Annotated in this window: 20 protein-coding genes and 1 pseudogene; 9 read left to right on the forward strand and 12 right to left on the reverse strand. The window is 67.9% G+C overall.

The genetic code is table 11. The features are described 5' to 3' along the window. A pseudogene (locus tag QZT59_RS06815) lies at positions 1-264 on the forward strand (hypothetical protein); the annotation flags it as partial. Between the two features lie 36 nt (positions 265-300). On the opposite strand, the gene QZT59_RS06820 reads toward QZT59_RS06815, so the two are convergent. The 5 genes from QZT59_RS06820 to QZT59_RS06840 all read right to left on the reverse strand — a co-directional run bounded on the left by QZT59_RS06820 (position 301) and on the right by QZT59_RS06840 (position 6,762). Next, positions 301-1,641 (reverse strand): ABC transporter ATP-binding protein, encoded by a 1,341-nt coding sequence (locus QZT59_RS06820; RefSeq protein WP_290813269.1) that lies wholly within the window; start codon positions 1,639-1,641, stop codon positions 301-303. After that, positions 1,641-2,747, reverse strand: coding sequence for an ABC transporter ATP-binding protein (locus tag QZT59_RS06825; RefSeq protein WP_290813271.1), 1,107 nt, complete (start codon positions 2,745-2,747; stop codon positions 1,641-1,643). The genes QZT59_RS06820 and QZT59_RS06825 overlap by 1 nt, the downstream gene beginning before the upstream one ends. 1 nt (position 2,748) lies before the next feature. Then, positions 2,749-3,738, reverse strand: a complete 990-nt coding sequence (locus QZT59_RS06830) for an ABC transporter permease (RefSeq protein WP_290813273.1) — start codon at positions 3,736-3,738, stop codon at positions 2,749-2,751. Positions 3,739-3,740: 2 nt separating this feature from the next. Continuing rightward, on the reverse strand, positions 3,741-4,739 hold the full coding sequence (locus tag QZT59_RS06835; protein ID WP_290813275.1) for an ABC transporter permease: 999 nt from the start codon (positions 4,737-4,739) through the stop codon (positions 3,741-3,743). Between the two features lie 370 nt (positions 4,740-5,109). Further along, on the reverse strand, positions 5,110-6,762 hold the full coding sequence (locus QZT59_RS06840) for an ABC transporter substrate-binding protein (protein WP_290813277.1): 1,653 nt from the start codon (positions 6,760-6,762) through the stop codon (positions 5,110-5,112). Between the two features lie 217 nt (positions 6,763-6,979). Between QZT59_RS06840 and QZT59_RS06845 the strand changes: the two genes are divergently transcribed. Beyond that, positions 6,980-7,402 carry a PPC domain-containing DNA-binding protein gene (locus QZT59_RS06845; protein WP_290813280.1) on the forward strand — a complete coding sequence of 141 codons (423 nt, stop codon included), beginning with the start codon at positions 6,980-6,982 and terminating at the stop codon, positions 7,400-7,402. Position 7,403: 1 nt separating this feature from the next. Continuing rightward, complete coding sequence (locus tag QZT59_RS06850; protein WP_290813282.1) at positions 7,404-11,018, forward strand: DNA polymerase II large subunit; 3,615 nt, start codon at positions 7,404-7,406, stop codon at positions 11,016-11,018. Positions 11,019-11,130: 112 nt separating this feature from the next. Here QZT59_RS06850 and QZT59_RS06855 read toward each other — a convergent pair whose 3' ends face one another. Then, positions 11,131-11,292 (reverse strand): hypothetical protein, encoded by a 162-nt coding sequence (locus QZT59_RS06855; RefSeq protein WP_343195728.1) that lies wholly within the window; start codon positions 11,290-11,292, stop codon positions 11,131-11,133. Positions 11,293-11,418: 126 nt separating this feature from the next. On the opposite strand from QZT59_RS06855, the gene QZT59_RS06860 reads away from it, so the two are divergent. Both QZT59_RS06860 and QZT59_RS06865 read left to right on the forward strand, forming a co-directional pair. Then, positions 11,419-11,757, forward strand: a complete 339-nt coding sequence (locus QZT59_RS06860) for a hypothetical protein (protein ID WP_290813284.1) — start codon at positions 11,419-11,421, stop codon at positions 11,755-11,757. 54 nt (positions 11,758-11,811) lie between these two features. Beyond that, positions 11,812-12,711 (forward strand): ketopantoate reductase family protein, encoded by a 900-nt coding sequence (locus QZT59_RS06865; RefSeq protein ID WP_290813286.1) that lies wholly within the window; start codon positions 11,812-11,814, stop codon positions 12,709-12,711. 19 nt (positions 12,712-12,730) lie between these two features. On the opposite strand, the gene QZT59_RS06870 is transcribed toward QZT59_RS06865, so the two are convergent. Then, on the reverse strand, positions 12,731-13,084 hold the full coding sequence (locus QZT59_RS06870; protein WP_290813288.1) for a NifU family protein: 354 nt from the start codon (positions 13,082-13,084) through the stop codon (positions 12,731-12,733). 99 nt (positions 13,085-13,183) lie between these two features. Continuing rightward, the gene (locus QZT59_RS06875) at positions 13,184-13,501 is read right to left on the reverse strand and encodes a DUF5783 family protein (RefSeq protein WP_290813290.1); all 318 of its coding nucleotides are present in this window, start codon (positions 13,499-13,501) and stop codon (positions 13,184-13,186) included. A gap of 343 nt (positions 13,502-13,844) precedes the next feature. Here QZT59_RS06875 and QZT59_RS06880 point away from each other — a divergent pair, with 343 nt between their 5' ends. Together QZT59_RS06880 and QZT59_RS06885 are read left to right on the forward strand one after the other, a co-directional pair. Further along, entirely contained in the window at positions 13,845-14,237 is a 393-nt protein-coding gene (locus QZT59_RS06880) for a hypothetical protein (RefSeq protein WP_290813293.1), read from the forward strand. A 986-nt stretch (positions 14,238-15,223) separates the two neighbouring features. Beyond that, positions 15,224-16,645, forward strand: coding sequence for an FAD-binding oxidoreductase (locus tag QZT59_RS06885; protein WP_290813295.1), 1,422 nt, complete (start codon positions 15,224-15,226; stop codon positions 16,643-16,645). A 1,120-nt stretch (positions 16,646-17,765) separates the two neighbouring features. Here the strand turns inward: QZT59_RS06885 and QZT59_RS06890 are convergent. Beyond that, complete coding sequence (locus QZT59_RS06890) at positions 17,766-19,463, reverse strand: thiamine pyrophosphate-binding protein (RefSeq protein WP_290813297.1); 1,698 nt, start codon at positions 19,461-19,463, stop codon at positions 17,766-17,768. Between the two features lie 1,135 nt (positions 19,464-20,598). On the opposite strand from QZT59_RS06890, the gene QZT59_RS06895 reads away from it, so the two are divergent. Further along, the gene (locus tag QZT59_RS06895; protein WP_290813299.1) at positions 20,599-21,351 is read left to right on the forward strand and encodes a PHP-associated domain-containing protein; all 753 of its coding nucleotides are present in this window, start codon (positions 20,599-20,601) and stop codon (positions 21,349-21,351) included. 27 nt (positions 21,352-21,378) lie between these two features. Here the strand turns inward: QZT59_RS06895 and QZT59_RS06900 are convergent, their stop codons facing one another. Then, a complete protein-coding gene (locus QZT59_RS06900) occupies positions 21,379-22,896 on the reverse strand; it encodes a DHH family phosphoesterase (protein ID WP_290813301.1) in 1,518 nt (505 codons plus the stop codon). A gap of 198 nt (positions 22,897-23,094) precedes the next feature. On the opposite strand from QZT59_RS06900, the gene QZT59_RS06905 reads away from it, so the two are divergent. Further along, entirely contained in the window at positions 23,095-23,592 is a 498-nt protein-coding gene (locus QZT59_RS06905) for a hypothetical protein (RefSeq protein WP_290813304.1), read from the forward strand. An 18-nt stretch (positions 23,593-23,610) separates the two neighbouring features. Here the strand turns inward: QZT59_RS06905 and QZT59_RS06910 are convergent, their stop codons facing one another. Next, positions 23,611-24,405 carry a uroporphyrinogen-III synthase gene (locus tag QZT59_RS06910; protein ID WP_290813307.1) on the reverse strand — a complete coding sequence of 265 codons (795 nt, stop codon included), beginning with the start codon at positions 24,403-24,405 and terminating at the stop codon, positions 23,611-23,613. After that, entirely contained in the window at positions 24,398-25,273 is an 876-nt protein-coding gene (gene cobA / locus QZT59_RS06915) for a uroporphyrinogen-III C-methyltransferase (RefSeq protein WP_290813310.1), read from the reverse strand. The genes QZT59_RS06910 and cobA overlap by 8 nt, the downstream gene beginning before the upstream one ends.

The following is a 25,273-nucleotide window of genomic DNA, read 5'->3' on the forward strand; positions in this document are numbered from 1 at the left end:
GGCGGGCGGATCTGGGGGTGGACGGTCGACGGGGAACTCGAGGCGAGCGACGAGCCGCGGCGCGCGTCGGCCCACCGCGACAGCATCGACCTCCGCGGATTCGGGACTCGACGCTTCGAGCGGACCTGGGACGGTCGCTTCAAGCGCACCGGCACGCCGACGCGCTGGGTCGAGGCCGATCCCGGCGAGTACGAGATCGCGGCCTACGTCGCGACGTCGGGCGACCCGGTCCGGGACGAGACGACGGTCCGATTGCGGCGGTGAGTCCCGCGCCGGGCGTCTCGGCTCGGCTCTCCCGGATCATCCGTCCTCGCGGTGGAGGTGACACGCCGAAAAGTGCCGATCCGACCCGTGCTCGGTCTCGACCTCGTAGGCGGGCCGGCGAGCGGCGCAGATGCTGTTCTCCTCGAACGTCGTCTCCATCAGATCGCCGGCCTCGCCCCACTCGCCGTCGGCCAGCAGCCGGATCGTCGCCTGGATCACCTCGTCGGGTTCGCCGGACGGGCGTCCGTCCGGGAAGAATTCGTCTTCGACCGCCCGCTGGACCGCTCCCTCCGCGTCCTCGACGTCCTCCAGGCCGAACGTGCGGCGGTTCACGGCCCGCGAGAACGTCCGGACGCTGTCCCAGACGTCCTCGGGCATTTCGTAGGACTCACAGCGCGCCTCCCGGGCCTCCCCGGAGACCTCCTCGGGGTCGACGTCGTGGGTGCCGGGCTGGATCAACCGCGGGCACCGGGTGCGAAAGCGGCAGCCGGACGGCGGGTCGATCGGACTAGGAACGTCGCCCGGGAGCGGGGCTCGACCGCTCGTCTCGCGCGGATCCGGGACGGGGATGGCGTCGAGCAGCGCCTTCGTGTACGGGTGTTGGGGGTTCTCGAAGAGCTCTTCCTTCTCCGCGAGTTCGACCACGTGGCCGAGGTACATCACGGCGACGCGGTCGGCGATGTACCGGACGACGCTCAGGTCGTGGGAGATGAAGAGGTAGGTGACGTCGAAGTCCTCCTGGAGGTCGGTCATCACGTTGAGCACCTGGGCCTGGACGGAGACGTCGAGCGCGGAGGTGGGCTCGTCGCACATGACGACCTCGGGGTCGGTGCTGAACGCCCGCGCGAGGTTGACGCGCTGGCGCTGGCCGCCGGAGAACTCGTGGGGGTACCGGTGGTAGTGGGCGGCTTCGAGGCCGACCTTATCCAACAACTCCTTCGCTCGACGGGTCCGCTCGTCCTCGTCGTAGAGATCGTGGGCCTGCATCGGCTCCTCGATGATCTGGCCGACCTTCATTCGGGGGTTCAACGACGAGTGCGGGTCCTGGAAGACCATCTGCATGTCCTGGCGGAGCGGCCTGATCTCCCGGCCGCGCATCTCCGTCAGGTCCTGGCCGTTGAACCGGACCGATCCCGAGGTCGGCCGGTCGAGCTGGAGGATCGCGCGCGCGAGGGTACTCTTTCCGCAGCCGCTCTCGCCGACCAGCGCCAGGGTCTCGCCGCTGCGGATGTCGAGGCTCACCTCGTCGACCGCCTGCACGTCCGGCGACCCCAGGACGCTGGCGATGAAGCCGCTCCCGGCCGAGAAGTACTTCGACATGTTCTCGACCTCGATCACCGGTTCCCGTTCGTCGCCGGGTTCGAACGCTTCGCTCATCACTCGCCCTCCGCGGGTTCGATGTAGGACGTCTCCTGCTCGGCCGCGTGCTCGAGCGGCGTACTCTCCCAGTAGCCGACGTCGTCGTGTTTGATGCAGGCGGTGCGGTGCCCGTCGTCGCCCTCGATCTCGACGAACTCCGGCTCGATCTCGGCGCAGGCCCGCCGCGCGTCCGGACAGCGCGTGTGGAACCGGCAGGCCGCCGGCGGGTCGATCGCGTTCGGCATCGTCCCCTTGATCGGATCGAGCTGCTCGACGGTCCGATCGGGTCGCGGGATCGAGTCGAGCAGGGCCTTCGTGTACGGGTGTTTCGTGTTGTGGAAGATGTCGTCGACCTCGCCCTGCTCGACGATCCGGCCGAGGTACATGACGTTGACGCGGTCACAGATCTCGGCGACGACGCCCATGTCGTGGGTGACCCAGATGAAGCTCGTCCCGTACTCCGCCTGGAGGTCGTCCACGAGGTCCAGTATCTGACCCTCGACGGTGACGTCGAGCGCCGTGGTGGGCTCGTCGGCGATGATGAGGTTCGGTTCGCAGCCGAGCGCCATCGCGATCAGCACGCGCTGGCGCATTCCCCCGGAGAACTGGTGCGGGTAGTCGTCGTAGCGATCCTCCGGCTCCGGAATGCCGACCTCGCGGAGCATCTGGATCGCCTCCTCTTTGGCCGCCTCGCCGTCCAGATCGCGGTTGAGCTCGATGACCTCCCGGACCTGGCCGCCGACGGTGTACACCGGGTTGAGGCTCTCCATCGGGTCCTGGAAGATGATGGCGATCTCGTTGCCCCGGACCTGCGTGCGCATCTCCTCGTTCGAGAGCATCTCGTCTCTGGGGACGAGCTCGCCGCTCGGCGACTCCTCGAAGCCGACGATGGTGGTTTCGTCCAGGTACGTGATCTCGCCGTCGACGATCTCGCCGGGTTCTTCGATCAGCCGGAGGACGCTGTTCGAGGCGACGCTCTTGCCGGCGCCGGACTCGCCGACGATGCCGACGATCTCGCCCGCCCGGACGTCGAAGGAGATGCCGTCGACGGCCCGGACGACGCCCTGTTCGGTGTAGAACTGCGTCTTCAGGTTGTCGACCGTGAGGATGGTGTCGTCTGCCATGTTAGTTGTCGATTCGGGGGTCGAGGGCGTCCTGGAGCCCGTCGCCGAAGAGGTTGAATCCCATGATGGTGATCAGGATCGCGACGCCGGGCCAGATGCTCATCCACGGGTTGACGTGCATCTGTCCGTGGGCCTGGTTGAGCATCTGCCCCCAGTCGGGGGTGGGCGGCTGGGCGCCGTAGCCCAAAAACGAGAGCCCCGCGACGATCAGGATCGCGAAGCCGATCTGCAGGGTCGCGTACACCAACACGGGCGCGAAGCTGTTCGGGATGACGTGCCGTCTGATGATGTGGCGATCCTTGACGCCGGCTGCGCGGGCGGCCTCCACGTAGTCCATCTCGCGGACGCTCAGCACCCGCGAGCGGATGATGCGCGCGAACACCGGGACCGTCGCGATGCCGACCCCGACGACGGCGTAGATGACGTCGGGGTTGCCGCCGCTGACGAAGATGGTGAAGACGATCACCAGCACCAGCGCCGGGATCGAGTAGATGGTCTCGACGAACCGCATCAGGACGTCGTCGATCCGGCCGCCGTAGTAGCCCGCGACCGCGCCGATCGCGACGCCGCCCGTCAGTCCGAGGAAGGTCGCGAAGAACCCGACCGCCATCGAGACGCGAGCGCCGTAGATGATCCGCGAGAGGTAGTCGCGGGCGTGTTCGTCCGTCCCGAGGGGGTTGTCCCAGGAGCCGCCCTCCGAGAACGCGGGCGGCTGGTAGGGATCGTTCTCGCCCGGCGGCGGCAGCGTCTCCGGGTTCTCGAGGATGGGCAGCCACTCGCCGATCGCGTAGTCCGGGTAGCTCCCGAACGTCAGCCGCGAGAGATTGGCGTCGACCGCCGAGAAGATCGCGACCGACGTGGCGAGCGCGATGACGTAGAGGCCGAAGCGGGCCGTCGGGTCACCCTTGACCTGGCGGAACGTGTGGCGCCACCCGATCTGGGGCTCTTCGCCGCCGCCGTCGCCGTCGAGTTGTCCTTCAGTCGTAGCCATGATCAGTCCTGGTCGCCGTAACTCACTCGCGGGTCGACGTACGCGTAGGATATGTCCGTGATGATGACGCCGACGACGAAGATCGTCGCCAGCACGAGCGTGACGCCCATCACCACCTGGTAGTCCAGATTCTCGATCGACTGGATCAGCAGCCGCCCCATGCCGTTGATCTCGAAGACCGTCTCGATCAGCACCGCGCCGCCGAGCGCCGTCGAGAGGTTGAGGCCGACGATCGTGATGATCGGCAGCTGGGCGGGCCGGAACGCGTGCTTGCGGAGGATCCGGCGCTCGGGCACGCCGTAGGCGCGGGCCAGCTGGACGTGCTCTTCCTGCAGGCTCTCGACCATCGAGGAGCGCTCGATCCGCATGATCGTCGCCATCTGGAGGGTGCCCAGCGCGACCATCGGCAACAGCAGGTGTCTGATCGTGTGGTAGTAGAGCTCGAGCTGGCCGCCGTAGCCGTAGTGGGCCGGATCGCGCCACGGGTAGACGAGCCGGCCCGCGGGGAGCCAGCCGAGCCAGACCGCGAAGATCAGGATCAGCATGATCCCGATCCAGAACGAGGGCGTGCTGACGCCGATCAGCGCGATGATCCGCGAGACGTGATCCGTCGGTTCGTTTCGCCGCTTCGCCGCCAGCACGCCGAGCGGAACGGCCGTCACGAGCGCGAACAGGAACGCGGAGAGGACGAGCATCAGGGTCGGACCGAGCCGGATCCACATCAGGTCGGAGACCGGCATGTCGTGGTGGATGCTGTAGCCGAGGTCGCCCTGAAAAAGCCCGATCATGTACGTGATGAATCGCTCGTGGAACGGTTCGTCGAGCCCGTAGCGTTCCTCGAGGGCCTCCAGGGTCTCCTCGTCGACCTCCTGGCCCTCGACCATGATCGAGACGGGATCGCCCGGCATCGAGTTGATCAGCACGAACGTGATGAACGCGATACCGATCAGTACCGGAACCGCCTGCAGGAGCCGACTGATCGTGTAGCGTAGCAGTGTCATCGTCGTGAGAGGGCGGATCGTCCCGCCGCCCTGCCGTCGAGACGATCGACGTCGGGCGATTCGATCGGCCCGTCCGTCGGCGTCGGGCGGCTTCGATCGACGGTCGGGAGCCTCAGGGACGGGCGATCGACGGCCGGGAGCCTCAGGGACGGGCGATCGACCAGCGCCGTCCGATGGCAGAGATCGACCGCCGGGGTCCTCAGGAACGGCCGGTCGGCTCTTGGGAGCTTCCCGACCGATCGGCGGGAAGCGGCGTCACATTCGGGAACGTGACAGTCACGACGAATCGGCAATTATTGCCTCCTCCGTACACTCTTGCTAGACATTTGCACGCTTATGCCCTTCGTTCCCTCTCGAAAAGAGAGGGCGATCACTGGACGCCGACGTTGTGCTCGTCCGAGACCAGTCGCGGCTTGAACGAGGAGTGCGGGTGGACCTCGAGGTCCGAGACGTACGGCATCGAGGCGATGCTGTTGTGGATGCTGTAGGTCGGGATGTGGACCTTGTCCTCGAGGAGCGTGCGCGTCGCCTCGTCGTACAGTTCGAACCGCTCGTCCTGATCGACGCTCTGGCGAGCGTCCTCGAGCGTGTCGTGGAACTCCTGGTTGTCGTAGAAGTGGCCCTGGTTCACCCCTTCGGAGGACTCGTGGAAGAGCGCCCAGTAGTAGGCGTCGGGGTCGATGTGACCGGTCCACCCGAGCGTGTACATGGCGTAGTCGTCCGCTTCGCCGGTGGTGTACCGGTCGAGGAACTCGGCCCACGAGAGGCTGCGAACCTGCGGTTCGATGTCGACGCCGAACTGGCCCAGTTCGCCGAGCCGCGCGGCGACCCGCTCCATCAGCGAGATGCGGATGTCGTCCGGCGGGGCGATGAGCTCCGGCTCCCAGCCGTCGACGTCGTGACCCTCCAGCATCTCGGCCGCCTGCTCCGGGTCGAACTCGTTTTCCATCTCGGCGTACTCGTCGGCCGGGAAGCCCCACTCCTCGAGCACCGCCGGCCCCATCGGCGCGACGGCGTTCTCACCGAGTTCACCGATGATGTCCTCGATGAACGCCGACGCCGAGAACGTGTGCTCGATCGCGTTACGTACCTCGGGGTCCGTCGTCGGCCCCTCGTTCGTGTTGAACGCGATGTAGAAGTACGAGATGCTCGGCTCGTTGGCCACGTCGACCTCGTCCTCCTCGACGAGCAGGTCGTAGTCGGCCGGCGGGATGCCGAGCGCCATGTCGGTGTCGCCCGCGCGGATCTGCGCGGTGCGGGCCGCGTCGTCCTCGGTGGCGACCCACCGCACCTCCTCGATCTCGGGCAACGGTTCGTCCCAGTAGTCGTCCCAGCGCTCCATGTCCAGGAAGTCGCCGTCCTCGTGGTCGACGTACTGGAACGGGCCGGTCCCGACCGGGTCGTCGACGTTGTACGACCGCTCGGCCGGTTCGACGTCCTCCTCTTCCATCCGGAGGTCCATGTTGACGATGTTGGTCGCGACCGTCATCGTCGGGAACGCCCCGTACGGCTCGAGCAGGTCGAACTGGACGGTGTGCTCGTCGACCACGTCCGAGGACTCGACGTCGATCATGTCGAACGAGGTGATGTTGTCGGTCTCCTCCTCGACGGGCGCCGTGAACGAGTGCAGCACGTCCTCGGCGGTGAGCGGATCGCCGTTGTGGAACTCGATCCCGTCCTGGATCTCGACGATGTAGCGCATGCCGTCGTCTTCTTCCTCCGGCATGTCGACGGCGATCTTGGGCTGGATCTCCAGGTCCGGGCCGAGTTCGTACAGCCCGTCGAAGATGTGGTTCACGATCCGACTCGAGTACGCGTCGTTGACGACGACGGGATCGTAGTCGTGGGCCGGTTCGACCTGCTGGGTGATGTGCAGTACGGACTCGTCGGGCTGCGAGACGGACGGATCGCCGTCCCCGTCCGGCGTTTCTCCACCAAAGCACCCGGCTGCGAACGTTGCAGATACGGCCCCACCGGCCGCCATGATCTGACGGCGAGTGAGGTCGGGACAGGAGTCGCGCATTTCGACTCGACGTACTCTCGGGTTCCTCTCTGTTATTCATGACATACATTCGCGGGGCCGGATCGTCCATCCGAGGTATCACCGTCTTACACGGGGTAAGACCTCCATCTATGGGAGTAATACCTCATTTCAGGTTTGACCGATTCGACGTCGCACGAACGCCGGCAACCCCGCCGGAACTGGTGGGTTTTTCCTTCAGCATCTCCAGACTCTTCCCATGGACTACCGGGCAGTCGAAACCGCGGAGGAGTACGTCGCCAGGCTCGAGACCGGCGCGGACTGGCGGACGGAGATCGAGGCGCTGGCCGCGGCGGTCGACGCGGACGCGGCCTGGTTCACGGCCCTTGGCGCGGTACAGGACGCGGAGCTGTGGTTCTACGACCAGGACGAGCTGGCGTACGCCCCGATCGAGTTCGACGAACCGCTCGAGGTGGCCAGCTGCGTCGGCAACGTCTCGTGGCTGGACGACGAGCGGTTCGCCCACACCCACGCGGTGCTCTCTCGCCCCGACGGCGAGACCGTCGCGGGCCACCTGAACGAGGCGACCGTGTTCGCCGGCGAGGTGTACATGCGCGTCTTCGAGAACTCGCTCGAGCGGGCGCACGACGAGACGACCGACCTCGACCTCTGGCCGCTCTGAGATGCGGACGGAAGACGAACGGTACTTCGAGCGGCTCGAGGCCGAGCTCGAGGAGGCGTTCGCCGTCGCCGAGGCGGCGAAAGCGCGCGGCGCCGATCCCGAGCCCGAGGTGGAGATCCCGGTGGCGAAGGACATGGCCGACCGGGTCGAGAACATCCTTGGGATCGACGGCGTCGCCGAACGCGTCCGCGAGCTCGAAGGCGAGATGAGCCGGGAAGAGGCCGCTCTCGAACTCGCGAAGGACTTCGCCGAGGGAACCGTCGGCGACTACGAGACGAAAGCCGGCAAGGTGGAGGGCGCGGTCCGGACCGCGGTCGCCCTGCTGACCGAGGGGGTCGTCGCCGCGCCGATCGAGGGCATCGATCGGGTCGAGATCCTCGAGAACGACGCCGGGACCGAGTTCGTCAACGTCTACTACGCCGGCCCGATCCGGTCTGCTGGCGGGACCGCCCAGGCGCTCTCGGTGCTCGTCGCCGACTACACGCGCGCGCTCGTCGGCCTCGAACAGTACGACGCCCGCACCGAGGAGATCGAACGCTACGCGGAGGAGATCGCCCTCTACGACACGGAGACGGGCCTCCAGTACACCCCGAAGGACACGGAGACCAAATTCATCGCGAAGCACCTCCCGATCATGCTCGACGGGGAGGCCACCGGCGACGAGGAGGTTTCGGGCTACCGCGACCTCGAACGCGTCGACACCAACTCCGCTCGCGGCGGGATGTGCCTGGTGATGGCCGAGGGGATCGCCCTCAAGGCCCCGAAGATCCAGCGCTACACCTCCCAGCTCGACGAGGTGGACTGGCCGTGGCTCCAGGACCTGATCGACGGGACCTATTACGACGACGAGGACGGGGCCGGCGCGGCCGGCGAAGACGGTGACGGCGCGGAGGCCGACGAGGGCGACGACGGCGCGGACGGGAGCGGAGACGGCGCGGACGAGGGCGACGACGCGGCCGCCACGCACGACGCGGACGGACCCGAACCCGCGGAGGACGGGCCCGACGGCCCGTCGCGCGTCGAGCCCTCGAAGAAGTTCCTGCGGGACCTGATCGCGGGCCGACCGGTCTTCTCCCATCCCTGCGCGGAGGGCGGCTTCCGCCTGCGCTACGGCCGGGCGCGCAACCACGGCTTCGCGACCGCGGGCGTCCACCCCGCCGCGATGCACCTCCTCGACGACTTCCTCGCGACCGGCACCCAGGTCAAGACCGAGCGCCCGGGGAAGGCCGCGGGCGTGATCCCGGTCGATTCCATCGAGGGACCGACCGTCCGCCTCGCCAACGGCGACGTCCGCCGAATCGACGACCCGCAGGAGGCCCTCGAGATCAGAAACGGCGTCGAGAAGATCCTCGACCTCGGCGAGTACCTCGTCAACTACGGGGAGTTCGTCGAGAACAACCACCCGCTGGCCCCGGCGTCGTACGTCCCGGAGTGGTGGATCCAGGATCTGGAGGCCGCGGGTGCGGACGTCCAGGCGCTCCGGGACGACCCCCGCGTCGACCTCGAACACCCCTCCGCCGAGCGGGCTCTCGAGTGGGCCGACGCGTTCGACGCGCCGTTACACCCCGCCTACACCTACCTCTGGCACGACCTCTCGGTCGACGCCTTCCGCGAACTCGCGGACGCGGCGGCAGACGGGCGCGTCGAGGACACCGACGCCGGACCGGTCCTCGAACTCGCTCACACCGACGCCGCGCGCGAGGCGCTCGAGACGGTCGTGATCGAGCACCGCCAGCGCGAGGACGGCCTCGAGGTGGACGATCCGCTCCCCTTCCTCCGGTCGCTCGGCTGCGAGGTGACGAAGACGGGCCGCGTCGAGCGGACCTGGGACGACGCGGACCTCTCCGAGCGCGCCCGCACCTGGGCCGACGGCGAGAACGCCGTGGCGGCGGTCAACGAGGTCGCCCCGTTCGAGGTGCGCGAGCGCGCCCCCACCCGCATCGGCAACCGGATGGGTCGACCGGAGAAGTCCGAGCGCCGCGACCTCAGCCCGGCCGTCCACACCCTGTTCCCCATCGGCGAGGCGGGCGGGCCCCAGCGAAACGTCGCCGACGCCGGCTCCTACGCGGAGACGATGTCGGACACGCCCGGCCTCGTCGAGGTCCAGATCGGTCGCCAGCGCTGCCCCGACTGCGGGACCGAGACGTTCGAGAACCGCTGTCCGGACTGCGAGACGCGCACCGAACCTGACTACCGCTGTCCGGACTGCGAGACGAGCGTCGACCCCGACGACGCCGGCCGCGTCGAGTGCGACCGCTGCGAGCTGGAGGCCACCTGCGTCGACTACCGGGAGGTCGATCTCGACGCGGTCTACCGCGACGCCCTGGAGTCGGTCGGCGAGCGCGAGAACGCCTTCGAGATCCTGAAGGGCGTCAAGGGCCTCACCTCGACGAACAAAATCCCCGAGCCCGTCGAGAAGGGGATCCTCCGGGCGAAACACGACGTCTCGACGTTCAAAGACGGCACCGTCCGCTACGACATGACCGACCTCCCGGTGACGGCGGTCCGCGCGAGCGAACTCGACGTCACCGCGGGCCAGCTCCGAGCGCTCGGCTACGAGGCGGACATCCACGGCGAACCCCTGGAACACGACGACCAGCTGGTCGAACTCAAAGTGCAGGACGTCGTCCTCTCCGACGGCGCCGCCGAGCACATGCTGCAGACCGCCGCCTTCATCGACGACCTCCTGGAGCAGTACTACGGCCTCGAGCCGTACTACCAGTTCGACGAGCGCCAGGAGCTCGTCGGCGAGCTCGTCTTCGGGATGGCCCCGCACACCTCCGCGGCGACGGTCGGCCGGGTGATCGGCTTCACGAGCGCGGCGGTCGGGTACGCGCATCCGTTCTTCCACGCCGCAAAACGAAGGAATTGCGATGGCGACGAAGATTGTATAATGCTCCTCCTCGATGGACTTTTGAATTTTAGCAAATCATTTTTACCTGACAAAAGAGGGGGGCAGATGGACGCCCCGCTCGTCATGTCCTCGCGCATCGATCCCTCCGAGATCGACGACGAGGCCCACAACATGGACGTCGTCTCGCGCTACCCCCGCGAGTTCTACGAGGCGAGCCTCGAGATGGCCGACCCGGGCGAGGTCGACGTCGAGATCGCCGAAGACACCCTCGGGACCGACGAGGAGTACGCCGGCTTCGCCCACACCCACGACACCACCGACATCGCGATGGGGCCCGACCTCTCGGCGTACAAGACGCTGGGCTCGATGATGGACAAGATGGACGCCCAGCTCCACCTCTCGCGCAAGCTGCGGGCGGTCGACGAGACCGACGTCGCCGAGCGGGTCATCGAGTACCACTTCCTCCCGGACCTGATCGGCAACCTCCGGGCCTTCTCGCGCCAGGAGACGCGCTGTCTCGACTGCGGGGAGAAGTTCCGCCGGATGCCGCTGACCGAGGTCTGCCGGGAGTGTGGCGGCAACGTGAACCTGACCGTCCACCAGGGGTCCGTGAACAAGTACATGGACACCGCGATCGAGGTCGCCGAGGAGTTCGGCTGTCGCGACTACACCAAACAGCGCCTCGAGGTGCTCGAGAAGTCCCTGGAGAGCGTCTTCGAGAACGACAAGAACAAGCAGTCGGGTATCGAGGACTTCATGTGAGTACGAGGCGGGCGAACCGCCCGCCTCGAGTCCCCGTGCCGGTCTCGAGCCCGCTGGAACCGCGCCGAATTCGACGCCGATCGGCGCGGCTCCGGGGCGTCCGCCGGCCTTCCTACCGGTGCCCGTCCTCCGTGGCGACGATCGCTTCCTCCCCTTCGTACTCGCCGATCACGACCAACTCGGCGTGCAGGGTGGGGTCGTCGTCGCTCCCCTGGATGGCGGTGCAGCCGGCGAGCGCGGTCGCCGCGCCGACCGCCGCGGCCGCCGCCAGCACTCGCCGTCTAGTCGGCTGGTCGCTCGTGCGCTATTCGACCCGCTGTATTGTGATGATCATTAATGTATCGGCCGCCGGGCGCGATCCCCCTCCGCGTTTTATTGCCCTCGGCGAGGTGGGATCGCTATGGTTCAAACCGGCGAGCGACCGGCCGAAAACGGCGAGGAGGAGGCGGTCGAGGACGTCCACGAGGTCCACTTCGGCCAGACCGTCTACGACGATTCCGGGACGGCCCTCGGCACGGTTCGCGGCTTCGACGCCGGCGGGTTCTTCGTGACGACGCGGGAGGGCGTCGAAGCGCTGTCGGTCGAGCACGCGCGCGCCGGGCAGGCCTTCGGCGAGGCCGAGCTGATGTGGCGCTGCATCGAGTGCGGGGAAATGGGCGAGCTCGACGCGGGGCTGCCCGAGGACTGTCCGAACTGCGGTACGGAAAAGGAGAACCTGATGTACTGGACGGAAGATTGACCGGCCCGGCTGCGAACCCGAACCGTCTTTGAGCCGTCGCTTCGAGGGGTTCCTATGGAGATCGTCGTCTTCGGCGCGGGCAGCCTCGGCAGCGTGCTGGGCGGCCTGCTCGCCAGAGAACACGACGTCACGCTCGTCGCCCGCGACCCCCACGCCGCCACGGTCGCCGCCGACGGGCTCCTGATCGAGGGCGCACGCGAGGCGCACGTCCGTCCGGCCGCGACGACGGACGGCGAGGCGCTGTCGGCGGACCTCGCCGTCGTCACGGTGAAGGCGTTCGACACCCGGTCCGCGGCCGAGACGCTCGCGACGGGGTCCTACGACGCCGCGCTCTCGCTGCAGAACGGAATGGGTAACGAGCCGACCCTCGCCGAACACCTCCCGTGCCCCGTCCTGGCCGGCACGGCGACGTACGGGGCGGTCCTCGAGGAACCCGGCCGGGTGCGGTGTACCGGCGTCGGCGAGGTCGTTCTCGGACCCCGGGAGGGCGGCGCGTCGGCGGTCGCCGACCGCGTCGGATCGGCGTTCGACCCGGCCGGCCTGAAAACGACCGTCGCCGCGGACATGCCCCGGCGGCTCTGGGAGAAACTCGCCGTCAACGCGGGGATCAATCCCGTCACCGCGCTCGCGCGCGTCGAGAACGGCGCCGTTCTGGAGCCACCGGCCGCCGACGTGGCGCGGACGGCCGCCCGCGAAACGGCGCGGGTCGCCCGCGCGGAGGGCGTCGACCTGGCCGACGACGAGGCGACCGCGGCGTTCGAGCGCGTGGCCGCGGCGACGGCCGAGAACGAGTCGTCGATGCTCCAGGACGTCCGCGCCGGACGACGGACGGAGGTCGCGGCGATCTCGGGGTACGTCGTCGATCGCGCCGGGGCCGCCGGGATCGAGGTCCCGACGAACGAAACGCTCGCGGCGGCGCTCGAGGCGTGGGAACGCGGACAAAATCTCGGGTAACGCGGAACGCGCTTTCGTCTCAGAACGGGGCCTGCGGCCCTTCGTCGTCGCCGTCGTCGACGGTCTCGCCGGGGAACGACGGACTCATGCCGCCGCCCATGCCGCCACCGCCGTCCATGCCGGTGTGGGCGTTGACCTGCTCGATCTCCGGGATCTCCTTGACCATCCGGCTCTTGATCGCCTGGATCGTCATCGGGGAGATGCCGCAGCCGCTGCAGGCGCCCCCGAGGGCGATAGTCACTTCACCGCTTTCGCGATCGATGTCCTGGATCGCCGCGCTCCCGCCGTGCATCTGGATCTGCGGGAAGTTTCGCCGCAGGAAGTTGGCGACGCGCTCTTCGAGATCGTCCGCGTCTTGGCTCTCCGTGCTCATACGCTGGGGTTCGGGGCGAACGTCCTTAGACCTTCCGTCGTGGGTGTTCGTGCCACGCGCTCTCTCGCCCGGTGGCGCCCATTCCGACCGCTTTCGGGCTCACGCGAAGCCGAAGACCCGCTCCAGCTCGTGTTCGATCTCCTCGACGTGCTTTTCCAGGATCTGTTCGAAGCGCTCTTTCCCCACGACGACGCCGGTGAGTCGGTCGTGCGGGTTCTCGGGGAGCTCGACGCGGAACTCGCCGTCACCCTCGTAGAAGGGCTCGCTCTCGTTGAGCACCTGCTGGTCGATCGCGTGGACGAGCTCGGAGTCGTACCGGTCGTTCATCCGGTTGAACGCGTTCTTGTACGCCTGCTGGAGTTCGGGGAAGTAGTTCGCGTACTTGTCCTCGAACTTCTCGGGGTCGAAATCGGTCATGTTCGATCCGAGGCGCGGCGGTGACAAAAGTCGGACGATCGGTGTGGATGATCGATCCGAGCACGAAACCTGCCACCTCTACGTCCGGACGCACGGAGCCGGCGAATTTGGCGATCGCGTTCGCCGATCGACGGACGACTCGGCTCCGTTCTGGCACACGGTCGCGGGGGCGCTCGCCGGGTCGGTCGCCGCGACGCTGCCACGCCTTGTAACCCACCGTCACTGCGGTGTCGGCGCCTGCCGCCGAGCCACCCTCGAACGTCCATCCCCTGCATCCGCTACTGACGGACGGTGACCACGCAAGCCGAACGGTCTTTCCCGACACGGACGTCTGCCGTCATCAATGATTCCCGACCAGGAGCCCATCCCTCACGACGACGTGCCGCCGGGATGGGGGCCTGTAAGGCACGACGACGACCGAATCGTCTACCGTCGTCACGAGCCCCAGGTCGAACTCGAGGTCGCGCGAACTACGGCGGATCGCTCCCACCCCGCGCTCGGCCTCGGCCGCTGCTGGGAGCTCCGGTTTCGTCACCTCGTCGGCGAACACCCGGTGACCGAACGGATCGGTCGCGTCTCCACGCGTCGAGCCGCCCTCGACGGGCTCCGTGAGAGCATGGAGCGAATTCACCGCCGGGTCGAGGATCCGTCCGATCCGGTCTCGGTTCGAAGCGTTCTGCAACAGACTCCGCTCGCGGGGAACGTCCCCGAGTTCCCGGAACCGGACGACCGCTGACCGACCACGACCCCATCCGTCGGTCTGTTCGGAGATTTTGTATCGCCACCTCTGGTTTATCGTGGTATATGGACGAATCTGTTCGCCGGTTGTGGTTCCTCGGTGAGCGACGACCGCTATCGGACGACCCCGCCGACTCGATCGAACGATTGCGCACCGATCCGTTCGACACTACTCGTGCGATCGACAGCGGTCTCCTCGGGTCTGAAACGGAGGTCCTGGCACCCTCCCTCGGATCGGACCCGTGACTCGAACAGGTCGTCCACGCTCTGCGGAGGTTTCGTCATCGACCATCGGCCGTGGCCGGCGAGGCACCCAATACGGGATGAGTGTGAGCGGTCCTCGTTCGGGCGAGGTGGGCGTGCAGCTGTGGGTCAGACCTACGGGATCGAACGATGCAGGTGCGCGATCGGGCGACCTGCGGATTCGGTTGCACGAAGTGGGCGGCCGACCGACCGTTGCGAGAGTCGGGGTGTACGATGTGGGTGCTCGTCCGGCCGATGTGGGTGCACGGCTGCCCGTTCCGGGTAGACGGGCGCGCGCTGTGGTCACTCGAACGCTCGCTGAGGTCCGTAGGGCCGTCTCCGACTCTCGGGCGGAATCGCCGCAGAATCACATGCGTGCGCGCGTGCGCGAGATCGATCTCGGTATGTTGTGCGCGGTGCTCTACCGATCGGCTCGCAACCCGCTCCTCGATTCCGGCCGATTTCCCGTTCGTAGCTGGCGACCGATTTGCACTACCCGATCGGTGGTTGCCCTGTGAAGGGCCGACCGACCTCGCGGTCAGTCCTCGCGCCGCCGGTCGGTGCCCGGTTGGTGGAGTGTCGACACATCCGTCGTGGGTAAACTCCATCCCACGATACTGAATCAGGCCGGGCCCGTGGGCGACCCGGTCGTCCGCGGCGGATCGGCCGGACGACACCATCGACCGCCCGCTCGAGTGCCGACCGGTGATCGTTTACTGGTGGCGCGCGATGTGGTGACACATGGAACACGACTGCACGTTCCTCGACGAACTGCTCCCGTCGGAGCGGTACTCGCTCGGGGAGGCCGACAGGGCTTCGCGGGCAGGGGATTGGGGCACGCCGGAGGACCAACGCGTGAGGCCCGACGCCGTGGTGTGGCCTCGATCGACCGACGACGTTTCGACCGTGCTCGAGGCGGCCCACGAACGGGGCGTTCCGGTGACGCCGTACGCGGCGGGAACGAGCCTCGAGGGGAATCCCACGCCGGTGTTCGCGGGAATCAGCCTGGACCTCACGGAGATGGACGCGGTGATCGACGTCCGACCCGACGACTTCCAACTCGACGTTCAGCCGGGGGTCATGGGGGGCGCTATCGACGAAGCCGTCGCCCAGTACGGGCTCTTCTTCCCACCGCTTCCCTCCTCGGGAGACATCTCGACGATCGGCGGGATGATCGCCAACGACGCGAGCGGCATGCAGACGGTGAAGTACGGCGAAGTGAGCGACTGGGTGCGCGCGCTCGAAGTGGTCCTCGCGGACGGAACCGTCATCCGGACGGGAAGTCGGGCGATCAAGAGTTCCAGCGGGTACAATCTCACCGATCTCTTCGTCGGCAGCGAGGGGACGCTCGGCGTCATCACGCGCGCGACCCTCGGGCTGGCGGGCGTCCCCGAGCAGATCAGGGGCGGACGTGCGATCTTCCCGACGCTCGACGACGCCGCGGAGGCCGTCTTCGACGCCGTGCGGTCGGGGGTCGACGTCGCGAAGATCGAACTCGTCGACGAGCTCAGTGCGACGATGGCGAACGCGTACCTGGGGCTCGAGCTACCGGACGCGCCGATGGTCTTCCTCGAGTTCCACGCGAACCACGACGTCGAGAGGGAGATCGACTTCTGTCGCTCGATCTTCGAGGCCCACGCCGTCGACCGATTCGAGATGGCCGGGGAGGGTGAGATGGACGAGCTCTGGCGCGCTCGCAAGGATCTCGCCTACGCGGTCCAATCGTACGATCCTGACCTCGAACCGATCCATCCCGGTGACGTTACGGTCCCGATCAGCGCGTACCCCGCGATCATCCGGTACGCGAAGGATCTGGCCGCCGAAGCCGACGTCATGGTCCCGTGTTTCGGCCACGCGGGTGACGGCAACGTTCACTACACCGTGATGGTCGACCGCGACGACCAGGAATCGGTCGAGACGGCCGAACGGGTTTACGCGGATATCGTCGAGAAGGCGATCGAGCTGGGCGGCACGTCGACGGGCGAACACGGGATCGGGCGCGGCAAGTGCGAGTACCTGGAGCGAGAACACGGCACCGACGCGGTCGAGGCGATGCGGGCGCTGAAGCGTGCGTTCGATCCGACCGATATCCTGAACCCCGGGAAGATCTTTCCGGAGACGGTCTCTCCGGGCGGACGTGTTCGGCTACCGTCCGAGGACTGACGCCCGAAACCTCTCGAATTTTCGGCCTAGCGGGACTCACGAGCCACGTATCGGGAACTCACCGTGGTCCGTCCTCGTCGGCTACGCCAAGATTCGATATCGCAATATACGATATAGCACTTAAGCGATCGTCGCATTTGACCTGGGCGGGTGTCGATTCGGGGTGGTCCGTTCGAACGGTGAACGGGCGTTGGGGCGATCGGTCGTCGCCGGATCTCCGTCCGGAGTGCCATCGGGGGGCGGCCGACCGAGGGGACTCGGCGCTGATACCGTTCGCCCCGCCGATGGGTCGGAAGCGTTCGTGGGGGCTGGGCATTGGGTGCGGACGTCTCGGACTTCCTCGTTCGATCCTTCGAAAATTGGATTGCGCTGGTGGTTGTGGGATTGACGGATCGGAAAGACCGTCCGGATCCGGCCACGGACCGTTACCTCGTCGCGACGGTGGGGCGTTCGAGCGTGTTCCGCATTACGCGTGCGCGTATCATCGAAACATCCCGGATTCGGCCCGGTGCTATCGATCGATTCGACGGCCGTTCACTCAGTATAGGACGATTCGACCGACTCGAGTGCGATCGATCGGGTGGATTGGCCGATCGGGCGATCCCATCGGCATCCATCGCGGTCGGTAGTCGTTCGATCGGTTCGGTTGGCCGACCGGCTCGTCCAGCTGATCGGCGTCGATCGATTCATCGGGCCGTTGGCCGGTATCTACCCGTGCGATCGATCGATATCTTGGTTCGAGACGGGCCCGGCGATTGGGTATTGCTACTCGTTTGATCCGCTGAACGGTTCCGCGTTGCTACCCGTCTCTGTCGGGTTCGACCCCTGGGGTTCGGCCGTGTATAACGGGGTCGTCGCGACGTCCGCGTGACGACGTTCGACCGATCCGTGTTTTCGGCCGATGTGGCGAACTCGATCGCACCTGCCGACGGGTTTCTGCTGGCCGGGCGTCGATTTCCCTGCGGGTCCAATTTCTGACTTTTCGGCTCTGCGCCGGGCTCGTCCTCAATCCCACTTAAATAATATATTGTATTCTGCGATATCGAACTCTGATCGGCCGATCGAACGCCCGCCTGTCGAAGGCGCCGCATTCCGTCGGTAGAAGGGCCGAATCGGCCGGTCAGTCGTGTACGAGCACGTCGACGACGTCTGGACCGTCGTTCGAGAGTGCCACTTCGAGCGTGGGTCGGAGTTCGTCGGCCGTTTCGACCAAGTGGCCCTCGGCTCCGTGACTCTCGGCGTTTTTCACGAGATCCACGGCGGGTTCGAAGTCCATTCCGACGTACTCGTGATCCTCGTCGTTCCCGCCGAAGATCGACCGCATGTTGTCCTTGAGGATCCGGTAGTTGCGGTTGTCCGGGATCACGACGGTGAGGTCGAGGTCGTACCGGGCGGCCGAGTAGACCGCGTTCGGGTAGTAGAGGTAGGAGCCGTCGCCGACGTATCCGAGAACCTCGCGGGGCTCCTCGCGCATCGACTCGGCGAGTGCGGCGCCGATCGCTGCGGGGAGGCCGTATCCCAGCCCGCCGCCCTTGTTCGAGATCATCTGCTGTGGTTCGAGCTTCCAGCGGGTCAGCAGGGGGTACTTCGCGGTGACGCCCTCGTCGACGATGTAGGCGTCGGGTGCGAACTCTCGGAGCGCGTCGACCAGTTCGTGCTTCGCCACGCGGGTTTCGCCCTCCGGCGTGTCGTCGACGCCCATCTGCTGGATCGTCCCGGCCATCGACTCCTTTAGTGCGCGCACCGTCTCGAGACGCCCCCGGCGGGTCGGGTCGTCGAGATCCTCGCGCACGCGATCGGCCAGTTCCGCCATGGCGAGGCCGGGGTCGCCGATCACCGCCGCGTCGGCCCGGTAGTTCTTCCCGACCTCCCACGGCGCGTCGGAGATGTGGATACACCGGGTTTCCGGCCCGACGAGCGGTTCTTCGTGGCGCATGAGGGTCGTGTGGGTGGACGTCCCGACGAAGGCGAGGGTGTCCGTATCCATCAGCATGGACGCGAGCCCCTCGTCCGGCGGCACGTAGGAGATCCACTGCTCGTGGTCGGCGGGGAAGTTCACCTCGCACGCGAGAATCTCGCCGTGGACTCTGGCGCCGGTGGCCTCCGCGAGCTCGACCGCCGCCTCGACCGCGTCTCGGCCCGCGCGCGCGACGTGGTCGCCGAGGATCAGAACCGGGTCGTCCGCCTCGACGAGTAGCTCCGCGGCCCGATCGAGTTGCGTCGGGTCGCCCGGACCCGCGTTGGGCGTCGGCCCGAGCGGTTCGATCGCGTCGGGGTCGGTCTCCGAGAGCATCACGTCCATCGGGAGGCCGAGGAAGACGGGGCCCGTTGGGGGCGTCAATGCGACCCGGAACGCTCGGCGGAGCATGGTCGGGAGGGCCTCGACGTCGAGCACCTCGTCGGACCACTTACAGAACTGGTCGGTCATTTCGACCAGATCGCCAGAGAGCAGCGGTTCCTCGTGACGGAAGTCGCGCTCGTGGTTGCCGGCCGTGACGACGAGCGGCGTTCCGGTCATCTTGGCCGCGTAGACGTTCGCGAGGCCGTGTGCGAGCCCGGGCGCGATGTGGAGGTTGACCACTCCGGCCGGATTGATCGTCGGATCGTCGTCCCGGTGGTACCGGCGTGTGCTCGCGTACCCCGACGCCATCCCCACCGCGACGTCCTCGTGCAATCCGAGGACGTACTCGAGATCGCTTTCCTCCAGCGCCTTCATCACCGGCAACTCCGTAGTCCCCGGGTTTCCGAAGACGTGGTGGATTCCGTAGCGCTCCAGGGCGTCGACGAAGAGGTCGGCGCCCGTGTACTCTGTCGTCATTGCTCATTCGGGAGACGTTCGCAGCACACTTAAAACCGGTTCGGGGGCGGTTCGCGGCCCATCGCTACCGATTCGGCGACGCTCCTCTCGCACCGTCGCTCAGGAATTCGGTATCGCGCCGACGACTTTATGTTATAAAATATCGCCGCTCGATTCGTCAGCGTCTCGGCTGGGGCAACGTCTCGGGTCGTCACGTGGCGGGTTTGGGCACCGCTCGATCCGCTCTCTGGGCTTTCGAACCAGGCTGATCGCTACCGTCGTGCGTTCGGCAGCTGATCGCGGCCTGGTGTCGCTCTGTCCGGGTGTCCGTCGTCCGCCCACGTTGTATCGATTCAACCAGCGGGGGAGTGGCTCACTCAGTCCAGAATAGGTATGACACGTTCTCGCTGGAATGAGCGATCCCTGCCGACACGTCATTTTTTCACGATCCGATCGATCGACCGCCTCGCATCGGATTCGGCGTCGGTCTCGTCCCCGTGTGCCGAAACTGTTCGATCGTCTCGTCCGTTACCCCCGTCGGTATCGGACCATTCGATTGTGGGTCCGGTTATCGGGCGGGTCGGCGATCCGGTTCCGCGTCGGGTTGTCCTCGCTGTTGGTGGTCGATGTCGCGCGATACGATCCGGGGGAATCGTACGATTTGGTGGTGGTCGTATCGTACGATATAGTGGCGGTCGTATCGTACGATATAGTGGTGGCCGGGTCGTCAGAGGCGATCGTCTTCGGGAGTGAGGATATCTCCACTAGCGTGTCGGCCGTCGGCACCGCTCCTCGGGGTTCCGTCGTACGATCGCGTCGTGTCGGGCGAGTTCGCCCGATGCGGTGCCGGCACCTGTCGCCAGTCGGTCGGCTGGTTCAGGTCGAGGTCCGATCGTCGACGTTCCACTGGTCACGAGCGATTCGACGGAGGCCGCGTCGGGCGGTACTCCCGGCGAGTTCGTCCGTTGGGCTCCGATCGATCCGCCGCGCGGCAGGTTTCGCACGCGCTGGTCCCATTCGGGCGACTCCCGAGGTTGGGCGATTATATGATAAAGCCTATTTTGGGATATCGAATTCGGTCACTCATGGTCCCGAAATCGGTCGCCACGCTTATACTGACTCCCGCGGAAACAGGGTACAGCCTCTGGGCGGTCCCATGACATCCCTCCCATTCGCGATCGACTTCCACGTCCACTCGGACGACTCCTACGACGGTCACGAGCCGATCGAGCTCATCTTAGAACACGCCGCCGACATCGGCCTCGACGGGGTCGTGATCACCGACCACGACGAGATCGGCGAATCCCTCCGCGCCGCCGACCTCGCGCCCGACTACGGGTTGATCGGCATCCCGGGCGTCGAGGTCTCGACCGCGCACGGCCACCTGCTGGCCATCGGCGTGGAAGAGCGACCGGCGCCGGGCCAACCGTTCGTGCGGACCGTCAGACGGGTCCGCGAGCTCGGCGGCGTCGCCGTCGTGCCCCACCCGTTCCAGCGGAGCCGTCACGGCGTCCGCAAGCGCCACATTCGCGACGCGGACGCGATCGAGACGTACAATTCGATGCTCTTTACGGGCTATCGCAACCGGCGGGCGCGGACGTTCGCCCGCCGGCGCGGCTATCCGGAGATCGGCGCCAGCGACGCTCACTACCTCCCGAACGTCGGAAAGGCGTACACGGAGGTCCTCGTGACGCCGGAGGACCCGGACACGACGAAAGCGGAGATCGACGGCGACGATCTCGTCGACGCGATCCTCGACGGGCGCACCCAGATCCAGGGCAAGCGGACGCCCGTGCACAAGAGCACCGTGCAGTACGCGAAGGGCGCGGTCCGGAAGACGACGTACATCGTGACGTCGCGGGCGCCGCTCGTGCCGACGGTGCCCGGTTCGATGAAGCGATCGGGTTGACGCCGACGGCGAGCCGTCCGGACGCGCTTATCCGGAGAGCTGTTCGCCGACGAGCTCGTCCGCGAGTTCGAGGAACGCGGGCTCCTCCCCGGCGGGTACCGTCGCCCCCGCCGCGACGTCGTGACCGCCGCCGTCCCCGCCCACCGCGCGGGCCGCCTCGCCGAGCACGACCGAGAGGTCGAGTCCCCGCCGGACGAGCGCGTGGCTGCCGCGGCCCGAGACCTTGACGGCATCCGGCTCGTCCCCCTTCTCGGCGAATGCGAGAATCGGTCGATCGCGATCGACGCCCTCGTTGCCGAGGGCCATGCCGGCGACGATGCCGACGATCGTCTCGCGGATCCGGTCGCCCGCGTGAAACCACTGGAGGTGGTCCTCGCGGGTGACCCCCTCGGTCGTGACGAGGTCGATCCCTTCGGAGAGGTTCCGCCGGTGTGAGCGCAGCAGCGTTCGCGCGCGTTCGAGCGCGCCGTCTCGGTCGCCCAGACAGACGGCGAGCCCGACGTCAGCTCGGTCGTACCGCGCGGTCGCGTTGAGCAGCGTCGAGAACTCGCTCGCGTCGCGCAGTTCGGTGCCGACGGACTCCGCGGCCAGTCGGTAGGAAGTTCCCACCAGTCCGTCGATCTTGGAGGCGGGGACGCCGCTGGAGACGGCCCGCCGGACCAGGGCGCTGGCGACGGTCTGCTTCTCGTCGGCCTCGAGGTCGGCCCACCGGCGCCAGTCGCCGTCCCGCTTCAGGTCGAGGTCGAGCCCGTCGAGGAATCGCAGCGCGCCGTTCTGGTCGTTCGAGATTCCCGGAATGTAGACGTCGGTCGCGTACTCCAGCAGCTTCGGAAGCGGGCGGGTCTGCGTGCCGTAGACGGCGAGGTCCGTTCCCGTCTCGAGGACGCCGGCCGCGACGCCCTCCTCGACGATCTCGGCGTTGGCTCCGTGCAGTTCGCCGCCGGAGGCCTGCATGTCGCCCACGGCGCCGACGATAGCCAGGGCGGCCAGATCGCGGTTGTCCGGGCGGGCGGTCGTCGCGGCCGTCGCGCCCCCGTCGGTGACGGTCTTCGCGTCACCGTCGGTGGCGGTCTCGGCCGGCCCGCCCTCGCCGCTCGCCCCCGCGAGATCGGCCATCGCCCGCGCCACGACGAAGGCCGTCCCGGCGCCCGAGAGCTCCGAGGCGCCGTCGATCCCCTCGAGCAGCGGGTTGCAGTGGAACTCGGTGTCGGCGTCGGCGGGCTGGTGGTGGTCCGCGATCACGGGCGTGAACGCGCCCGCGTCCTCGTGCTCGCGGATGCTATCCAACTGGCCGCTGCCGAAGTCGGTGAACCAGACGGTCTCGTAGTCGGTTGCGGCAATCTGCGCGACCGCCTCCTCGTCGAGTTGCTTCTCGAAGACGACCTCGAACGGGATCCCCGCCCGTTCCAAGGCGCTGGCCGCGACCGCGGCGCTCGTGAGCCCGTCGGCGTCGATGTGGGAGGTCAGCAGCACGCGCTCGGCCGCGAGCAACCGCTCGGCGCAGGCGGTCGCCCGCTCGGCCAGCTCGGGGACGGGGCCGGTCATCGGTGGTGGGTTGGTTCGGCTTCGGGGATAAATGTGCGGTTGCGGCGACGGTGCAGTCCGCCCGGGGCCCGTCAGGGAGCCGCACCCGGATCCCCACGGGCAAGCCGAACTCGGACCGTTCACGACCGTTCGTCGCCGTAAACGATCGTCAACGTCGCGCACCGTTTTTGAAGGGCTCCGTGGTACCGTCGTTCCGCCATGCTCTCCACGCGATCGAGTCGGTCGTATCGGCCCGCCGCGGATCGGCGAACCGTCCGTGCGATCTGCAAGCTGGTGCTCGCCACGTTAGCGCTCCTGCTGGTGGTGTTCCTGGTCGGGCTCCTGCCCGGGATCGACGTCTCCGGGTCGACGTACGCGGCGCTGGCCGGCGCCGTCGTGACCCTCGCGGTCGTCGCCCTGCTCGGCTCTCTCGCCACCGCGCTCCCGCCGCTCGTCCGGGAAGCGATTCCGGGCTCTCGGGAACTCCGCGAGCGCGGGGCGAGCGCGACCTTCTGGCTGGTCGTCCTGGCGGCGCTCCTGGTGGCCCACCGCGGACTGGCACCCGCGGTGAGCGCGCTGGGTGGGGCGATGTGGTTCTACGACGCGCTGTTCCTGTTGGCCGCGCTCCCGCCGCTGGTTTTACTCGCGGCGTGCGTGTGGGCCGCCATCGATCCCGCCGCCGACTACCTGGCCGCCCGGGTGGCGGAACCGCGGTGAGGCGGTCGACGGCGACGTTCACCGATCGAGCCGCTGGACCGTCTCGCGCGCCAGCGCCTCGAACGTCGCCTCGCTCGCCACGACGTCGGCTTCGATCCCGCGCTCGGCCAGCGTCTCGCGCGTGGGCTCGCCGATCGCGCCGACGACCGCCTCCGCGAGTCCGGCGACCGTCTCGGGGACGTCCCCGCGCTCGGCGGCCGCCTCGAGGAAGTGTTCGACGGTGAGCGAGGAGGTGAAGCAAACGGCGTCGAGTTCGCCGCTGGCGGCGAGCGCGGCCGACTCCCCGCTTCCCGCCGGGCGCGTCAGTCGGTAGAGGACCGCCTCGTGAACGTCGGCGCCGGCCTCCTCGAGCCCTTCGAGCAGCACGGGACTGCCGTGGTCGCTCCGGGCGACCTCGACGGCGGCGCCCTCGATCCCCGGCTCGGCGGCCAGCGCCTCGACCAGCCCGCTCGAGGTGTACTCGTCGGGGACGAGGTCGACGTCGTACCCCGCCTCCGCGAGCGCGTCCGCCGTCGCGGGCCCGATGGCGCACAGCGTCGCCGCGCCGGGGTCCCAGTCGACCGCGGCGACGAGTTCGGCGCCGGTCTTGCTCGTCAGGATCGCGTAGTCGGCGTCCGCTCGGGGCGTCTCACCGGTGGGTTCGATCGCCAGCATCGGGTCCTGGACGGGCTCGGCGCCGAGCTCCCGGAGGAGCGCGCCAGCCTCCTCGAGGCGCTCGTCGTCGGGGCGGAAGACGGCGACCAGCGGGCGGTCGTCCGCGGCGTCGACCGCCTCGCCGGCGTCGTCCGGGCCGGTCGCGCCGCCGTCACTCATCGCCGCCCACCCCGCCGTCGTTCGCGGTCGCCGTCGGCGACTCCGCGCCGCGCTCGTTCGCCAGGAACTCGCGGACGGCCTCGCGCGTCGCCGCCACCTCGCCGATCACGGTGACCGCGGGCGGCTCGACCCCCGCCTCGTCGCGAACGTCGACGATCGTCTCCAGGGTGCCGGTGGCGACGCGCTGATCCGGCCAGGTCCCCCGCTCGATCAGCGACACCGGCGTCTCGGAGTCCATCCCCGCCTCGCGGAGGGCGCGGGTGTACTCCGGCAGCTTGCCGACGCCCATCAGGACGACGATCGTCCCGCCGGTCGCCGCGAGCGCCGCCCAGTCGACGGCGGACTCCGCTTTCGTGGGGTCCTCGTGGCCGGTAACGAACGAGACTGAGGAGGCGTGATCGCGGTGGGTGACCGGGATCCCCGCCACGCCGGGGGCGGCGATCGCCGAGGTGACGGCGGGGACGACCTCGAAGGGAATCCCCTCGTTCGCGAGGTGCTCGGCCTCCTCGCCGCCGCGGCCGAAGACGAACGGGTCGCCGCCCTTCAGGCGGGCGACGGTCTTTCCCTCGCGGGCGAGCTCGACGAGGCGCTCGTTGATCGCCGCTTGGGGCGTCCGCTCGCCGCCCGCGCGCTTGCCGACGTCCTCGCGCTTCTCCTCGGGGAGCCGCTCGATGATCTCCGGACCGGGCAGCTTGTCGTGGAGGACGACGTCGGCCTCCTCGAGCAGTCGAGCCGCCTTCACGGTCAGGAGCTCGGGGTCGCCGGGGCCGCTGCCGACGAGGTGGACGGTGCCGGTCGCGTCGTCCTCGCCGTCGTCGGTCGGGGCGTCGTCGACGCCGCCTCGCGAGTCGCCGCCGTCGCCCGACAT

Origin of the sequence: Halovivax sp., assembly GCA_007119345.1 — an archaeon.
Lineage (GTDB): Archaea > Halobacteriota > Halobacteria > Halobacteriales > Natrialbaceae > Halovivax.

Bases quoted from the DNA above. Each gene is read 5' to 3' on its own strand.
- QZT59_RS06905 (WP_290813304.1), top strand. From the start codon at position 23,095: ATGCTCTCCACGCGATCGAGTCGGTCGTATCGGCCCGCCGCGGATCGG.
- QZT59_RS06865 (WP_290813286.1), top strand. From the start codon at position 11,812: ATGGAGATCGTCGTCTTCGGCGCGGGCAGCCTCGGCAGCGTGCTGGGC.
- QZT59_RS06870 (WP_290813288.1), bottom strand. From the start codon at position 13,084: ATGAGCACGGAGAGCCAAGACGCGGACGATCTCGAAGAGCGCGTCGCC.
- QZT59_RS06850 (WP_290813282.1), top strand. From the start codon at position 7,404: ATGCGGACGGAAGACGAACGGTACTTCGAGCGGCTCGAGGCCGAGCTC.
- QZT59_RS06890 (WP_290813297.1), bottom strand. From the start codon at position 19,463: ATGACGACAGAGTACACGGGCGCCGACCTCTTCGTCGACGCCCTGGAG.
- cobA (WP_290813310.1), bottom strand. From the start codon at position 25,273: ATGTCGGGCGACGGCGGCGACTCGCGAGGCGGCGTCGACGACGCCCCG.
- QZT59_RS06880 (WP_290813293.1), top strand. From the start codon at position 13,845: ATGATTCCCGACCAGGAGCCCATCCCTCACGACGACGTGCCGCCGGGA.
- QZT59_RS06900 (WP_290813301.1), bottom strand. From the start codon at position 22,896: ATGACCGGCCCCGTCCCCGAGCTGGCCGAGCGGGCGACCGCCTGCGCC.
- QZT59_RS06830 (WP_290813273.1), bottom strand. From the start codon at position 3,738: ATGGCTACGACTGAAGGACAACTCGACGGCGACGGCGGCGGCGAAGAG.
- QZT59_RS06835 (WP_290813275.1), bottom strand. From the start codon at position 4,739: ATGACACTGCTACGCTACACGATCAGTCGGCTCCTGCAGGCGGTTCCG.
- QZT59_RS06910 (WP_290813307.1), bottom strand. From the start codon at position 24,405: ATGAGTGACGGCGGCGCGACCGGCCCGGACGACGCCGGCGAGGCGGTC.
- QZT59_RS06820 (WP_290813269.1), bottom strand. From the start codon at position 1,641: ATGAGCGAAGCGTTCGAACCCGGCGACGAACGGGAACCGGTGATCGAG.
- QZT59_RS06825 (WP_290813271.1), bottom strand. From the start codon at position 2,747: ATGGCAGACGACACCATCCTCACGGTCGACAACCTGAAGACGCAGTTC.
- QZT59_RS06885 (WP_290813295.1), top strand. From the start codon at position 15,224: ATGGAACACGACTGCACGTTCCTCGACGAACTGCTCCCGTCGGAGCGG.
- QZT59_RS06895 (WP_290813299.1), top strand. From the start codon at position 20,599: ATGACATCCCTCCCATTCGCGATCGACTTCCACGTCCACTCGGACGAC.
- QZT59_RS06845 (WP_290813280.1), top strand. From the start codon at position 6,980: ATGGACTACCGGGCAGTCGAAACCGCGGAGGAGTACGTCGCCAGGCTC.
- QZT59_RS06860 (WP_290813284.1), top strand. From the start codon at position 11,419: ATGGTTCAAACCGGCGAGCGACCGGCCGAAAACGGCGAGGAGGAGGCG.
- QZT59_RS06875 (WP_290813290.1), bottom strand. From the start codon at position 13,501: ATGACCGATTTCGACCCCGAGAAGTTCGAGGACAAGTACGCGAACTAC.
- QZT59_RS06840 (WP_290813277.1), bottom strand. From the start codon at position 6,762: ATGCGCGACTCCTGTCCCGACCTCACTCGCCGTCAGATCATGGCGGCC.